Raw genomic sequence first — 14,802 nt, forward strand, 5'->3', positions numbered from 1 at the left:
AAAACGCAGCACTCTCAAGCCAACTGGAGAATGTCATGAGCAAGATCGCAATCATTGGTGCCACCGGCCGTGCCGGCAGCCAACTGCTGGAAGAAGCCCTGCGTCGCGGCCACAGCGTCACCGCCATCGCTCGGGATACCTCGAAAATCGGCGCCCGTGCCGGTGTGGTCAGCAAGAATGTCGACGTGCTGGACTCCGCCGCGCTGCAGGACGCCGTCGTCGGTCACGATGTGGTGATCAGCGCCGCACATTTCGCCACGGTGCCGGCCAGTGCGCTGATCGGCCCGGTGAAGCAGGCCGGGGTGAAACGTCTGCTGGTGGTCGGCGGTGCCGGTTCGCTGTTGCTGCCGGACGGTACTCGTGTGATCGACAGCGCCGGTTTCCCCGCCGAGTACAAGGCCGAGGCCAGCGCCGGTGCAGCGTTTCTCGATGCGCTGCGTCAGGAGGAGGAGCTGGACTGGACGTTCCTGTCGCCGTCGGCGCTGTTTGTCGAAGGCAAGCGCACCGGCAAGTTCCGTGTCGGCAAGGATGACTTGCTGGTGAGTGCTGAAGGCCAGAGCTCGATCACCTTTGCCGACTACGCGATTGCGCTGCTCGACGAAGTGGAAACGCCGAAGCATTCGCGTCAGCGGTTTACGGTCGGTTACTGAATCTCGACACCGATCCAATGTGGGAGCGAGCTTGCTCGCGAAGAGGGCGTGTCAGTCGACATCAACGTTGAATGACGCACCGTATTCGCGAGCAAGCTCGCTCCCACAGGATATTGGGGTGTTCACCGCGTATGAGCCTGCTCCACCAGCCACCCCATCAATTCCTGCAATTTCGCCGACGGCTCCGACGCCGGCGCGACGATGTAATAGCCCAGTCCCGTCTTCACCTTCAGATCGAACGGCATCACCAGTCGCCCGGCGTTCAAGTCATCGCCGATCAACGACCAGTCGCCGATCGCCACCCCTGTCCCGTGGGACGCCATCGACATCGCCTGATCCAGCGTCTCGAAATGCTGACCGCTGGCGATGTTGCTCAATTGCAGTTCGGCGGCTTCGAGCCAGAGTGTCCAGTCGTCATCGGTGTGGGTCGGGTGCAGCAGCAGGTGTTGTTGCAGGTCTGCCGGTGTGTGCAGGGCCGGACCACCGTTGAGCAGCGTCGGCGAACAGACCGGCGTCAGTTGTTCATCGAACAGATGCAGGGTCGCGGGTGAGTCGTGGGGCGCGGTGCCGTAGATCACCGCCGCGTCGAACTGCTCGCGATGAAAGTCCACCCCGTGTTGCAACGACGCCGTGAGTTTCACCGGCACGTCCGGGCGTTCGCGCTGCCATTGCAACAGCCGTGGCAACAACCAGCGCATCACGCAGCTCGGGGCCTTGAGTTGCAGGGTCTCGCGCTTGGCGCCGATCTGCTCCACCGAGTCGCCGATCAGGCTGAAGATCTGCTGCACCCGTGGCAGCCATTCGCGACCTTCGGCCGTCAGCTCCAGGCCCCGGGCCAGGCGAATGAACAGCTCATAACCCAGATGCTCCTCCAGCCCGGCGATCTGCCGGCTCACCGCACCCTGGGTGATGTGCAACTGTTCGGCGGCCCGGGTGAAGTTGCAGCACTGCGCGGTGATCAGAAACGTGTGCAGGGCGGGCAGGGGAGGCAGTCGTTTCATGTGGATCCAAGCCATGACGTGAGGACATGGCTAGTATGAGCTTTTATCGATTGTTGCGGCTACACGCCGCCCGTTTCAATGAGGCCAATCACCGGTTCCTTTAAAGCCCGGTGCCTCAACGAACAAGAAGGGCAAAGACATGGCGACGTGTGGCGAAGTACTGGTCAAGTTACTCGAAGGTTATGGGGTCGAGCAGGTGTTCGGCATTCCCGGTGTACATACCGTGGAGCTGTATCGCGGGCTGGCCCGTTCGAGCATCAACCACGTCACCCCCCGGCATGAACAAGGCGCCGGCTTCATGGCCGACGGCTACGCCCGCACCAGCGGCAAACCGGGTGTGTGCTTCATCATCACAGGTCCTGGCATGACCAACATCACCACCGCCATGGGCCAGGCGTACGCCGATTCGATTCCGATGCTGGTGATCTCCAGCGTGCAGTCGCGCAGTCAACTGGGTGGCGGTCGCGGCAAGTTGCATGAACTGCCGAACCAGAGCGCACTGGTCGGCGGCGTGGCGGCGTTCTCCCACACCCTGATGTCGGCGTCGGAATTGCCGGGCGTGCTGGCCCGTGCGTTTGCGCTGTTCCAGGCCGGGCGTCCGCGTCCGGTACACATCGAAATTCCGCTGGACGTGCTGGTCGAAGAGGCCGACGAACTGCTGGCCAGTGTGCCGGTCAACATCGACCGCGCCGGAGCTGCGCCGGCCGCCGTGAGCCGCATGACCGAACTGCTGGCCGGCGCCCAGCGTCCGCTGATCCTCGCCGGTGGCGGCGCCATCGACGCGGCTGCCGAACTCACTGAGCTGGCCGAACTGCTCGGCGCACCCGTGGCGCTGACCATCAACGCCAAAGGCATGTTGCCGTCCAGTCATCCGCTGCTGATCGGTTCGACCCAGAGCCTGGTCGCGACCCGCGCCCTGGTGGCGGATGCCGACGTGGTGCTGGCGATCGGCACCGAGCTGGCGGAAACCGACTACGACGTCACCTTCGCCGGCGGCTTCGAAATCCCCGGCAAGTTGCTGCGCGTCGATATCGATCCCGACCAGACCGTGCGCAACTACCCGCCCCACGTGGCGCTGGTCGCCGACTCGCGCAATGCCGCACAAGCGCTGCTCAGTGCGCTGTCGCACAAACCGCTGGCCGAGCGCCGCAACGACTGGGGCCAGGTTCGAGCCGCCCGTCTGCGTGAAGACCTGGCAGCGACCTGGGACGCTCCGACGCTGGCCCAGACCCGCTTCCTCGAAACCGTGCTGCACGAACTGCCGAATGCAGTTTTCGTCGGCGACTCCACGCAACCGGTGTACACCGGTAACCTCACCTTCAACCCGGAGCGCCCGCGCCGCTGGTTCAACTCGTCCACCGGCTACGGCACCCTTGGTTACGCCTTGCCGGCAGCGATTGGCGCGTGGCTCGGCGGCAACCTCGAACACGGCGCACGTCCGCCGGTGGTGTGTCTGATCGGCGACGGCGGTCTGCAATTCACCCTGCCGGAACTGGCCAGCGCCGTGGAAGCGCGCACGCCGGTGATCATCCTGCTGTGGAATAACCAGGGTTACGAAGAGATCAAGAAATACATGGTCAACCGCGCCATCGAGCCGGTGGGCGTGGACATCTATACCCCGGACTTCATCGGTGTGGCCAAGGCCCTGGGTTGCGCGGCAGAAGCGATCAGCTCGGCCGAACAACTGCGCGGTGCACTGCGCGCCGCCAGCGATCGGCAGGGCCCGACCCTGATCGAAATCGACCAGACCCAATGGATGAAGGCGGTGGCCCAATGATGATCTTCCCGACGACACTCGACGGCCTGTACATCAACGGCCAATGGTCCGCCGGCCGCGAACACCTGCGCGTCATCAATCCGGCCACCGAAGCGTTGCTGACCACGGTCAATGGCGGTGACGAAAGCGCCGTCAATCAAGCGGTGACAGCGGCGACTGAAGCCTTCAAGGACTGGTCGAAAACCTCGGGCGCCGAGCGCGGCGCGATACTGCGCAACATCGCCGATGGCGTGCGCAACGGCCGCGAACATTTGATGAAGTTGCAGTCGAGCAACAACGGCAAACCGCAGTTCGAAGCGGCAATCGATGTCGACGACGTGATCGCCACTTTCGAGTACTACGCCGAACTCGCCGAAGGCCTCGACGCCAGACTCGACAGTGACGTGCCGCTGCCGAGCGACGATTTCAGTGCACGTCTGCGCCGCGAGCCGTGCGGTGTGGTCGGGCTGATCGTGCCGTGGAATTTCCCGATGGTCACCACCGCGTGGAAACTCGCCCCGGCCCTGGCCGCCGGTTGCTGCGTGGTGCTCAAGCCGTCGGAAGTCACGCCGCTGCCGGAGCTGGAACTGGCGACCATCATCGCCGAATCCGGCCTGCCCAAAGGCGTGTTCAACCTGGTGTGCGGCACCGGTCCGGCAGTCGGCGCGCCGCTGTCGGCGGATCCGCGCATCGCCAAGGTTTCCTTCACCGGCAGCAACGCCGTCGGTGTGCAAGTGATGCAGCGCGCCGCTGAATCCGTGAAGGGTGTGAGCCTGGAACTGGGCGGCAAATCCTCGCTGCTGATTCTGGAAGATGCCGACCTTGACCTGGCGGTGGAGCTGGCCTGTGGCGGCGGTTTCTTCAACGCCGGGCAGATGTGCTCGGCCACCAGCCGGGTGCTGGTGGCCGATGAACTGGCCGACGAATTCCTGATTCGTCTGAAGGCCCGCGCGGAAAAAATCCGTGTCGCCGATCCGTTCGATCCTGAAGTCGAGATGGGCGCGCTGGTCAATCAGGCGCAGTACCAGCGGGTGCTCGGTCATATCGACCGTGGGCTGAGTGCCGGGGCCAGGCTGATTTGTGGCGGCAATCGCCCCGCCGATCTGCCGCGCGGCTATTTCTTGCAGCCGACGATCTTCACCGAAGTGCCCCTCGACAGTGCGCTGTGGTGTGAAGAGATCTTCGGCCCGGTGATCTGCGTGCGCAGTTTCGCTTCGGAAGCCGAGGCGATTGCCTTGGCCAACGATAGCCAGTTCGGTCTGGTCGCCAGTGTCGTCACGCGCAATGCCGAGACGGCGGATCGGGTCGCCAACGCCTTGCAGGCGGGGCTGGTATGGCTCAACGCGCCGCAGGTGATCTTCCCGCAGACCGCGTGGGGTGGTTACAAACAGAGCAGCATCGGTCGCGAGTTGGGACCGTGGGGTCTGGCGGCATTTCAGGAAATCAAGCACGTGATTCGCGCGCTCTGAATGCCCGAAAAAGGTCAGCGCATGCCTCGCAAGGAGGCATGCGCCGGCGTCATGGCTCCAATGAGTTTTTATCGATAGTCAGGTGTTTTGCACGACCTCAGGATGAACCCGCAGACCACGCTCAAGCCCTTTGAAACCGGGCGCTTGGGCAACATCGGTCAGGCAGATGCAAGGGTTGCGATCAATCTCATACTTAGAAGAATAATGGGAGTCCTAAATGGGCGAGCACGATCTGAACAGGCGTCAATTCATCAAAACCGTCGGCGTGGCCTCGGTGGCTGCGGCGGCCATGAGCATGCCCTTCATCCGGGCCAGTGCCAGCGACACCCGCTTTGCCGGCAAGACCCTGCGCCTGCTGACCTGGTCCGATGACACGGGCCTCGCCGCGCTGCGCAACATCGCTGCAACGTTCGAAGCCAAGACCGGCGCCAAAGTGATTGCCGACCGTACCGGCAGCACCTCGGAAATGGTCGCCAAACTCAAGGCCGGCGGTGATCGTCCGCAGTACGACATCATCACTCTGGCCGGGGTCGGCGCCGAAGGTCTGGCCGCTGCCGGACTGCTGGAAAAACCCGATCTCAACCGCATTCCCAACCTGATCGACGTTCCGGAAAAATACCGTACCGGGGCCAACGGTCACGGCATCGGTTACCTGCTGTGGTGCAACAGTCTGGTCTACAGCACTCGCACCCAGACCACCGCGCCGGACAGTTACGCCGCGCTGTGGGACGCCGATCTGGCGCCGAACATTTTCCTGCCGCCGCCGAACTGGACCGAGGCCATGGACCTGATCATCATCGCCGCCAAACTGGCCGGTGGTGACGAGCACAACATCGAACCGGGCTTCAAGAAACTCGCGGAGCTGAAAGACCGCGTGGTTACTCTGGGCGAAAACCCCAACCAGATCGCCGAGCTGTTCCGCACCGGCTCCCTGGACATGGGCGGCCTCTACGCCCCGGCGTTCTTCCCCAAGCAGATCCGCGATCCGAACTATGGCCTCGGCGCCACGTTCGGCATGAAGGAAGGTTTCTATACCGACCTGATGCTCTCGGTGATGCCGAAGAACCGTCCGGGCGACACCGATCTGGCCTATGCCTTCATCGACCACTCCGTCGACCCGCTGGTGCAGGGCAAGATGGCCGAAGACATCTTCAACGGCCCGGTCAACGCCAAGGCGATCATCTCCGCCGAAGCGCGCAAGAGCCCGTTCATCCTCACGCCGGAGCAGATTGCGGAGAAGGCGATCATGCACGACAACGCTTTCCTGGCGACCGTGCATGACCAGTGGATTCGTCGCTACACGGAAATCTTTTCTTCCTGATCGAGTGATGGACACAGGTTCTTCAAACACCGAAGTACCTGTGGGAGCGAGCTTGCTCGCGATCGCGGACTGACATTCACCGACAGTGTCGACTGACAGATTGCTATCGCGAGCAAGCTCGCTCCCACAGGTTTCTCGGTGAATTTGAAGGCAGTGTCTGTCAGTTGTTTTTCCATTGACGAGATCATTGCTATGGAACATCAATCCCTGACCCAACCGGTCGGCACGGGTGACGTGCGCCCGGCGCGCGGTATTTCGCCGACGGCGCGGGCGTGGTTTTTTCTCACGCCGTCGATGCTGTTTCTCGGCGTGCTGATTGCCGCCAGCCTGCTGGTGCTGCGCATGAGCGTCGGCACCAAGGGCGCGGAGTGGTCCGGTTTCAGCCTGGCCAGTTACGCGCAGTTGCTCGAACCCTACTACCTCAAATCGTTGCTGCTGACTTTGCGTCTGGCGCTGATCAGCGCGGTGATTGCCGTGGTCCTGGCGATCCCGGTGGCGTACACCATGGCGCGCCTGACCTCGCCGTTCGTGCGACGGATTTTCCTCGCGGCGGTGCTGCTGCCGTTGCTGGTCAACCTGCTGCTGCAAAGCTACGGCTGGCTGGTGATACTCGGCCCCGGCGGCATGCTCAACCAGACCCTGATGGGCCTCGGTCTGATCAAGCGCCCGATCATGTTGCTGTACAACCAGAACGGCGTGTTGATGGGCCTGGTGCAGACTGCGTTTCCGCTGGCCGTGCTGCCGATTGCCAGCGCCATGCGCGGCGTCGCACGCAGCTACGAAGAAGCCGCCGCGACCCTCGGCGCCAGCCGCTTTCAAGTGTTCCGCCAGGTGGTGTTGCCAATGAGTCTGCCGGGAATCATCACCGGCGCGACGCTGGTGTTCGCCTACAACGCCAGCAGCTTTGTGGTGCCACTTCTGCTGGGTGGCCGTCGCGTGCCGATGCTGGCGGTGATGGTGCATGACCAGATCGCTCCGCTGATGAACTGGCCTGCCGCCTCCGCCGCCGGGGTGGTGCTGATCGTCACTACGCTCGCCATCATGACCTTGTCCGAATACATCACCGGCCGCCGTCGCCGTCTGCTGGAGGCTTCGCAATGAGTGCCCTGATCAAGAAGCGTCAGTCGCTGCTGCCGGGCGACACCGGCAAGTTTGCGGGCATCCTTTCCGGGATCATTTTGTTCCTGGCCGTGTTGCCGATCCTGACCATGATCGTGATGTCGTTCAGCGGCGCGTCGAACCTCGACTTCCCGCCAAGCAGTTACAGCCTGCAGTGGTACAAGGCGGCGTGGCACACGTTTGTGTCGCCGGACGCCAGTGATGTGCTGAGCCTCGGCCAGGCCATGGGCACCAGTTTGCTGGTGTCGTGCCTGACGATGATTTTCGCCACGCTGATCGCGGTGCCGGCGGCTTACGCGCTGACCCGTTGCGAGTTCCGTGGCAAGGGCGTGGCGCTGCAATTGATGTCGCTGCCGCTGGTGTTCCCGATGGTGGTGCTTGGGCTGGCGTTGCTGCTGGTGTTCGACAGCCTGCCGTTTCACATGACCACATCGCGGCTGGTAATTGCTCACGTGATTCTGGCGCTGCCGTTCGTGGTGAAGAACTGCACGGCGGCCATGCTTTCCATCGGCAGCGAAGTCGAAGAGGCCGCGCAGATGCTCGGCGCTTCGCCACTGCGCGCCATCGTCGACGTGGTGGTGCCGTTGATGAAATCGGGGATTCTGGCGGGGATGCTGCTGGCGTTCATCGTCTCGTTCAACGAGTTCACCGTGACTTATTTCCTCTACACCATCGACGTCATGACCGTGCCGATCTGGATGTACAGCCGCACCGTGTCATCGCTCGACCCTACCGTGTTCTCGTTTGCCGTGCTGATCGTATTGATCGACTTCGTCCTGATCTGGGCGTTGGAGAAGCTGGTCGGTGAAGGCGGCGTGTCCTTTTGATTTCTTGAGGTGATTTTATGTCTGGTCTGATTCTGGAAAACGTCGAGAAACACTACGGCTCGGCCTGCGCGGTGAAAGACGTCAACCTGCATTTGCCCGAGGGCAAACTGGTGTGTTTCCTCGGCCCGTCGGGTTGCGGCAAGACCACGTTGCTGCGAATGATCGCCGGGCTGGAAACCCTCACCGGCGGCGAGATTCGCCTGGACGGCGAGGACATCGGCCACACGCCGGCGCACCTGCGCAACTTCGGCATGGTGTTTCAGTCGCTGGCGCTTTTTCCGCACATGACCGTGGGCGAGAACATCGCCTATCCGCTGAAGCTGCGCGGCGTGAGCAAGGCCGATCAACAGGCGCGGGTGGTGCAATTGCTGGAGCTGATCCAGCTGCAACCGATGATTGATCGCCCGGTAGCGAAACTCTCCGGCGGTCAGCGTCAGCGAGTGGCGATTGCCCGGGCGATTGCCTCGCACCCGAAAATCCTGCTGCTGGACGAACCGCTGTCGGCGCTTGACGCCAAGTTGCGCGAGTCGATGCAGGTGGAAATCCGCCAGCTGCAACAACGCCTGAACATCACCACGATCATGGTCACCCACGATCAGCGCGAGGCCATGACCATGGCGGACATCGTGGTAGTCCTCGGTGAGCATCGGGTACAGCAAGTGGGTACGCCGATTGAAATCTACCGGCATCCGGCCAACGAATTCGTCGCGGACTTCATCGGCTCCGGCAATATCTTCCCGGCAACGGCCCTGGGCGATGGCAAGGTTGTGCTGCCGGGCGGCGATGCCCTGCAAGTGCCGATCTGCAGCAGCATCGTGGTCGGGCAGAAAGTAAAAATGCTGATCCGCCCTGAAGATCTGCAACTGTCGGCGCCCCAGGCCACGGCGGGCAATCGCCTGCTGGGCAAGGTGACGTTCGTGCGCGACATCGGCGCGACCATCGAGACTACGGTGGAATGTTCCGGGGTGACCTTCACGGCGCTGAGCACGCCGTGTCAGGGCATCGGTCTGGGGATCGGGCATCCGGTGTCGGTGACGCTGCCGAGTGAGGCGTGTCGGGTGCTCGGCGCCTGATCCAGATCAGACGGTCAGCCGCAAGCGCGCCAGATCCCTCAACGGTGGCGCGCCGAACAGGCGGCTGTACTCGCGGCTGAACTGCGAAGGGCTTTCATACCCCACCCGATACCCCGCCGCCGACGCCTCCAGCCCCTCAGCCAGCATCAAGCGCCGCGCCTCTTGCAGGCGCAGTTGCTTCTGATACTGCAACGGACTCATCGCCGTCATCGCCTTGAAGCGGTGATGCAAGGTCGAGACGCTGAGGTTCACTTCCTTCGCCAGATCATCAATGCGCAGCGGCTGTTCGAAGTTGCCGTTGAGCCATTTGATCGCCTGGCTGATGCGGTGGCTCTGGCTGTTGGCGATGGCGATTTCGTACAGCCGATGGCCTTGGGGACTGCGCAACAGGCGATAGAGAATTTCCCGGCGGATCAGCGGTGCGAGCATGGCGATGTCTTTCGGCGCGTCGAGCAGACGGGCCAGACGCAGCACCGCATCGAGCATCGCGCTGTCGATCTTTTCCACATACAGACCGCGCCCGGTCGGACGGGTCGGCACGCCCATCGGGCCGGCGTCGGCGATCAGCGCGGTGATTTCCGCCGGGTCGATGTCCAGGCGTACGGCGAGAATCGGCTCTTCGGGCGAGACATTCACGACTCGACCGCTCAACGGCATCGAGACCGACACCACGAGGTAATTCAACGGGTCGTAATTGAAGAACTCGTCCGCCAGCCGTACCTCTTTGCGACCCTGGGCCATGATGCACAGCGCCGGTTGCGCGAGCACCGGGGCGAAGTCATGGGATTGGGTGTGGCGCGACATGAACAGCGAACCGACGGCAGTGGCATAACTGCCATCTTCGGACGTGTTGCGGCGAATGATGGCCGCCAGTTCCGCGCGCTGCTTTTCCATGTCGGCTTCCATATCGGCATCGCGCGGCGCCTGAAAACGATCGAACGACGTCATGCACAGCCTCCTCGGCAAGGGATGGAATGGGAGCAGAGCTTAAGTTTGTGCAAGCGCGAGCGGTAGACACATCCTGCGAAATGCTTGCCTGATCCTGCATGGCGTTGCGTGCCTGCCCGGACATGAAGGGGCGAAACCCGGGAAACTTGCTCGAAACCGGTGTGACAGGACAGTGACAGCAATTCACGACTTGTTACAGGTCTGCAAGACAGTCTCGCAGGATTGTGCAACGCGACGGCAGGAATCGACTAACGGCGAGCGATGCCCGGCCCTTAACCTTTGATCCTGTCGCAGCCCGTCCCCGGCTGCCACACGACTCCCTGGGAGGGTTGAACATGTCCAAGCAGATTCCCGTCAGTCATATGGCCTTCGTTCGAGCGCGCGCCGGGCGCTCGGCGGAACTCGGCATGCGCCTGAGCGCGCTGATCGAGCCGTCCCGTGCCGCCGCCGGTTGCCTGAGCTTTTCCTTGCAGCATTCGCAGTGTGATCCGGAGTTGTGGCTGGTCTCCGGTTTCTGGATCAACCAGCAATCGATGACCGCCTATTTCAGCAGCCCGTCGATGGAAATCTTTGCCGAGCTGGTGCAGGACCTGGTGGTCAATAGCCTGGATTTCCACACGTTCAAGGAAGTCTCGGCCGCACAGGCCGTAGGCCAATGCGCTGCGCCGATACACAAACTCGCCGGTTGAATGTTTAATGGCCGGCCTATCTGACTGAGCCAGGACCTGCGATATGGCACGTAAAGAGTTCGAACACTTCGAAGCGGTTTCCGCTGTAGTCCCCGTCGAGTTGGGCGGCAACAAGGGTTATCACGCGGCAATCGCCGTCAAGGCGCTGGTCGACGGCGGTGCACCGCGCTTTCACAAACTGCTGAACGATCAGGTTTTCCCCGGCGCCATCGCGGCCGATGAAGCCGCGATCAATGAACTGGACAAGCTCAAGGGCGTCACCGACGACGCCGAGCTGATCTGGTAAGCGCTTACTTCGTAGCCCCCGGGCGCCACATCTTGAACAACGCCTCCGGCCCCAGCTGGAAATAGTCCGCCGGTCCGCCGCCCCGCAGTATCGGTTCGGCGGCGGCGGTGTCGTAGATCCCGTCCTTCAACAGCCATTTGGCGATGTGCACGGCGACCACTTCGCCCAGCACCAGCCAGCTCGGTACGGTCTCGCCGTCGGCGCGCTGCAACTGAATGATCTGGGTGACCTTGCATTCAAAGGACACCGGGCTTTCGGCCACGCGCGGCACGGCAATCACCTTCGACGCCACCGGCGTAAGCCCCGCCAGTTCGAACTCGTTGACCTCTGGCCCGACCATCGCGCAGCTCTGGTTCATCTGCTCGGCCAGCGGGCGGGTGGCGAGGTTCCAGACGAACTCACCGGTCTGCTCGATGTTGTTCAGGCTGTCTTTGCGCCCGACGCTGGAGAAGCCGATGATCGGCGGAATGTAGTTGAACGCGTTGAAAAAGCTGTAGGGCGCCAGGTTCAGCCGGCCCTCGGCATCCTGCGAAGAAATCCAGCCGATGGGGCGCGGGCCGACGATGGCGTTGAACGGATCGTGTGGCAGGCCGTGGCCGTTGGCCGGTTCATAGAAATGGATGTCATCGGGCATGGTGGGGTGTTCCTGAAGGCTTTTATAAGCGGCCAATAGTGCAAGTCCGGTCCGCGAAGATCAAATGCCGACCTTTGAAAATGAACAAGCCCGGCAATGGCCGGGCTTTGGTGTCTGCATTCTGCCGATCAGCTGATAGCTGCAGCAGTACCGGTTTTATCGAAACCGTCGGCAGCGATGGCGTTGGCGGTGCCGGTTTTGTCGAAACCGTCGGCAGCGATGGCGGACGCAGTGCCAGTCTTGTCAAAACCATCAGCCGCAACGGCTTTGCCGACGTTGGTCTTGTCGAAGCCGTCAGCGGCGTAGGTGCCGGTGTGGCTGGTTTCGATGGCAGCGCTGGCGCCGGAAATGAAGTCGGCGGATTTGGTTTTGTCCGAACCGTCGGCGGCAAAGGTGTTGGCGGCCAGGACGGACAGGGTCAGGGCGAGGATCAGTTTGGTTTTCATGGTCGTTCTCCAGATTCGTTATTCGTTGGCGATGTGTTTCGCATGGGATTCATGCTACGCCAACTAAATTGATTAAAAAGCGCAAAATAATGCTAAAAACTATCGATTAACTTGATGTTAAGGGCGACGCATTCAATTCGCTTTCGTCGTCGTAGCGAGCGTCGCGCGGTTAATCGATCAGGTAGGTGCAGAATGCGGCGGGGGCATTAACCGGTGATTAATCGCCGCTTTTTGCCTGTGTGACAGATTTTTCATGGATTCCCGACCGGTTTTTCACCCGCGCAACGCCAGTCTGCCCACGGCCATAAAGCCAAAAACGGCCGTCACACACAGGAGCGTTGCCCGCGATGAACAAACTGCCTCAAATCACCCTGGCCTTCTGGGTCATGAAAATCTGCGCGACGACCCTAGGGGAAACCGCGGGGGATTTGCTGTCGATGACCCTTAACGTCGGCTACGCCATCAGCTCGCTGATCCTGATCAGCGTGTTTGTCCTGACACTGATCACGCAGCTGATGTCCAAGACCTACAAGCCGTTGCTGTACTGGATCGTGATCCTGTCGACCAGCACCGCCGGCACCACCATGTCGGACTTCATGGACCGCACGCTGGAGCTGGGCTACGCCACCGGTTCGATGATCCTGATCGCGATTCTGCTGGCGATCTTCGCGGCATGGCGCCTGAGCGGCGACTCGCTCAACGTCACCAGGGTGCAGAGCTTTCGCGGCGAGATGTTCTACTGGATGGCGATTCTGTTCTCCAACACCCTGGGCACCGCGCTCGGCGATTACCTGGCGGACGACTCGGGCCTGGGCTTTGCCGGTGGCGCGCTGCTGATCGGCTCGGCGATTGCCGTGGTGGTGCTGCTCAAGTACTTCACGAAGATTTCGACCGTCGTGCTGTTCTGGGTGGCGTTCGTGCTGACCCGGCCGTTCGGTGCGACGTTGGGCGACTTAATGACCAAGTCCCATGAGAAGGGCGGGCTGGACTTTGGCACCATCGGTTCGTCGGCAGTGCTGGCGGGGATTTTGCTGGTGATGATCGTGGGCGCGTCTTATGCGCAGAAGCGTTATGGCAAACAGCAGGTTGCCGAGTTGACCTGATACCGAGGTGACTTCAATCGCGAGCAAGCTGGCTCCCACAGGGTCAGTTGTATGCCGATCCAATGTGGGAGCGAGCTTGCTCGCGATGGGGCCAGAACAGCCACCGTTGCAGTGGCTGAATGAATCCGGTCAGTCAGTGACGATGCGCGAGTGTTTCTGGGTGTCTTTCATGGTGATGTACACCAGCAGGGACACCGCGATGCACGCGGTCACGTACCAGTAGTAACCGGTTTCCATGCCGATGCTCTTGAACCACAGCGCGATGTATTCGGCGGTGCCGCCGAAGATCGACACGGTCAGTGCGTACGGCAGGCCCACGCCCAGGGCGCGGATTTCGGTCGGGAACAGCTCGGCCTTCACCACGGCGTTGATGGAGGTGTAGCCGCTGACGATGATCAGCGCCGCCATGATCAGGAAGAACGCGCCCCACCAGGTCTGGATGGTGTGCAGGGTCATCAGGATCGGCACGGTGAAGATCGTCCCCAGCACGCCGAAGGCGATCAGGATCGGGCGACGACCGATTTTATCGGACAGGCCGCCGATGATCGGTTGCAGGCACATGAACAGGAACAGCGTGGCGGCGGAAATGGTGGTGGAGTCGGAAATGCTCATGCCGACGGTGTTCACCAGGTATTTCTGCATGTAAGTGGTGTAGGTGTAGAACGCCAGCGTACCGCCCATGGTCAGGCCGACCACGGTCAGCAATTCCTTCGGATGACGCAGCAAGGTGCGCATGGCGCTTTCCTTGGATTTCTCTTTTTTCACGAAGGATTCGGTTTCTTCCATGCCACGACGCAGGTACAGCGCCACGATTGCGCACAGCGCGCCGATGGCGAACGGGATGCGCCAGCCCCACGCGTACAGTTGCTCAGTGGTGAGCATCTGCTGCAGCACGATCAACACGCCCAGCGCGATGAGCTGGCCGGAGATCAGGGTCACGTACTGGAAGCTGGAGAAGAAGCCGCGACGTTCCTTGGTCGCCATCTCCGACAGATAAGTCGCCGAGGTGCCGTACTCGCCGCCGACCGACAGGCCTTGCAGCAGACGGGCGAATACCAGCAGGATCGGCGCGCCGATGCCGATGGTTTCGTAGTTCGGGCTGAGGGCGATCAGCAGCGAGCCAAAGCACATCAGGTACACCGAGGCCATCAGTGCCTTTTTACGGCCGACCTTGTCGGCGTACAGACCCATCAGCCAGCCACCGATCGGACGCATCAGAAAGCCCACGGCGAAGATCGCAGCGGTGTTCATCAACTGGGCGGTGGTGGAACCGGCGGGGAAGAAGGTCTTGGCGAAGTACAGCGAGAAGGCGGCATAAACGTACCAGTCGTACCACTCGACCATGTTGCCGACGGAACCGCTGAAGATCGACTTGATGCGACTGGCGGTGGTTCGTTCTTTGGCCGGCACGGCAGCCGACCCAAGAGGCAGGGCGTTGGAGTTATCCATTGAAGGATCCTTCGTTTAATTGTTTTTGTGG

Annotated in this window: 15 protein-coding genes; 10 read left to right on the top strand and 5 right to left on the bottom strand. The window is 61.8% G+C overall.

Going from position 1 to position 14,802, the window contains the following annotated elements; genetic code table 11:
- Nucleotides 1–35 precede the first annotated feature (35 nt).
- Nucleotides 36–650 carry an NAD(P)-dependent oxidoreductase gene (locus tag MKZ87_RS18715; protein WP_266201586.1) on the top strand — a complete coding sequence of 205 codons (615 nt, stop codon included), beginning with the start codon at nucleotides 36–38 and terminating at the stop codon, nucleotides 648–650.
- Between the two features lie 122 nt (nucleotides 651–772).
- Here MKZ87_RS18715 and MKZ87_RS18720 read toward each other — a convergent pair whose 3' ends face one another.
- Nucleotides 773–1,651, bottom strand: a complete 879-nt coding sequence (locus MKZ87_RS18720; RefSeq protein WP_085697228.1) for a LysR substrate-binding domain-containing protein — start codon at nucleotides 1,649–1,651, stop codon at nucleotides 773–775.
- 139 nt (nucleotides 1,652–1,790) lie between these two features.
- Here MKZ87_RS18720 and MKZ87_RS18725 point away from each other — a divergent pair, with 139 nt between their 5' ends.
- From MKZ87_RS18725 to MKZ87_RS18750, 6 genes are all read left to right on the top strand, one after another.
- The gene (locus tag MKZ87_RS18725) at nucleotides 1,791–3,428 is read left to right on the top strand and encodes a 5-guanidino-2-oxopentanoate decarboxylase (RefSeq protein ID WP_266201587.1); all 1,638 of its coding nucleotides are present in this window, start codon (nucleotides 1,791–1,793) and stop codon (nucleotides 3,426–3,428) included.
- Nucleotides 3,428–4,876, top strand: a complete 1,449-nt coding sequence (locus tag MKZ87_RS18730) for an aldehyde dehydrogenase family protein (protein ID WP_170929704.1) — start codon at nucleotides 3,428–3,430, stop codon at nucleotides 4,874–4,876. The genes MKZ87_RS18725 and MKZ87_RS18730 overlap by 1 nt, the downstream gene beginning before the upstream one ends.
- Before the next feature lie 217 nt (nucleotides 4,877–5,093).
- Nucleotides 5,094–6,197, top strand: coding sequence for an extracellular solute-binding protein (locus MKZ87_RS18735; RefSeq protein WP_266201589.1), 1,104 nt, complete (start codon nucleotides 5,094–5,096; stop codon nucleotides 6,195–6,197).
- Nucleotides 6,198–6,389: 192 nt separating this feature from the next.
- The gene (locus MKZ87_RS18740) at nucleotides 6,390–7,298 is read left to right on the top strand and encodes an ABC transporter permease (protein ID WP_085697224.1); all 909 of its coding nucleotides are present in this window, start codon (nucleotides 6,390–6,392) and stop codon (nucleotides 7,296–7,298) included.
- Nucleotides 7,295–8,143: an ABC transporter permease gene (locus tag MKZ87_RS18745; protein WP_007960165.1), complete on the top strand. Its 849-nt coding sequence runs from the start codon at nucleotides 7,295–7,297 to the stop codon at nucleotides 8,141–8,143. The genes MKZ87_RS18740 and MKZ87_RS18745 overlap by 4 nt, the downstream gene beginning before the upstream one ends.
- Before the next feature lie 17 nt (nucleotides 8,144–8,160).
- Complete coding sequence (locus tag MKZ87_RS18750; RefSeq protein WP_085701684.1) at nucleotides 8,161–9,216, top strand: ABC transporter ATP-binding protein; 1,056 nt, start codon at nucleotides 8,161–8,163, stop codon at nucleotides 9,214–9,216.
- Between the two features lie 6 nt (nucleotides 9,217–9,222).
- Here the strand turns inward: MKZ87_RS18750 and MKZ87_RS18755 are convergent, their stop codons facing one another.
- Nucleotides 9,223–10,164 (bottom strand): AraC family transcriptional regulator, encoded by a 942-nt coding sequence (locus MKZ87_RS18755; protein WP_085697221.1) that lies wholly within the window; start codon nucleotides 10,162–10,164, stop codon nucleotides 9,223–9,225.
- Nucleotides 10,165–10,499: 335 nt separating this feature from the next.
- On the opposite strand from MKZ87_RS18755, the gene MKZ87_RS18760 reads away from it, so the two are divergent.
- Entirely contained in the window at nucleotides 10,500–10,853 is a 354-nt protein-coding gene (locus MKZ87_RS18760) for a putative quinol monooxygenase (RefSeq protein WP_085697220.1), read from the top strand.
- 43 nt (nucleotides 10,854–10,896) lie between these two features.
- On the top strand, nucleotides 10,897–11,139 hold the full coding sequence (locus tag MKZ87_RS18765) for a hypothetical protein (protein ID WP_007960172.1): 243 nt from the start codon (nucleotides 10,897–10,899) through the stop codon (nucleotides 11,137–11,139).
- Between the two features lie 4 nt (nucleotides 11,140–11,143).
- Here the strand turns inward: MKZ87_RS18765 and MKZ87_RS18770 are convergent, their stop codons facing one another.
- Both MKZ87_RS18770 and MKZ87_RS18775 read right to left on the bottom strand, forming a co-directional pair.
- Complete coding sequence (locus MKZ87_RS18770; protein ID WP_011335689.1) at nucleotides 11,144–11,773, bottom strand: flavin reductase family protein; 630 nt, start codon at nucleotides 11,771–11,773, stop codon at nucleotides 11,144–11,146.
- 128 nt (nucleotides 11,774–11,901) lie between these two features.
- Nucleotides 11,902–12,219 (bottom strand): hypothetical protein, encoded by a 318-nt coding sequence (locus tag MKZ87_RS18775; RefSeq protein WP_085697219.1) that lies wholly within the window; start codon nucleotides 12,217–12,219, stop codon nucleotides 11,902–11,904.
- A gap of 347 nt (nucleotides 12,220–12,566) precedes the next feature.
- On the opposite strand from MKZ87_RS18775, the gene MKZ87_RS18780 reads away from it, so the two are divergent.
- Nucleotides 12,567–13,322 carry a hypothetical protein gene (locus tag MKZ87_RS18780; RefSeq protein ID WP_234205893.1) on the top strand — a complete coding sequence of 252 codons (756 nt, stop codon included), beginning with the start codon at nucleotides 12,567–12,569 and terminating at the stop codon, nucleotides 13,320–13,322.
- Nucleotides 13,323–13,451: 129 nt separating this feature from the next.
- Here MKZ87_RS18780 and MKZ87_RS18785 read toward each other — a convergent pair whose 3' ends face one another.
- Nucleotides 13,452–14,771, bottom strand: coding sequence for an MFS transporter (locus tag MKZ87_RS18785; protein ID WP_085697217.1), 1,320 nt, complete (start codon nucleotides 14,769–14,771; stop codon nucleotides 13,452–13,454).
- Nucleotides 14,772–14,802 lie beyond the last annotated feature (31 nt).

Source organism: Pseudomonas sp. MCal1 (assembly GCF_026341415.1).
GTDB lineage: Bacteria > Pseudomonadota > Gammaproteobacteria > Pseudomonadales > Pseudomonadaceae > Aquipseudomonas.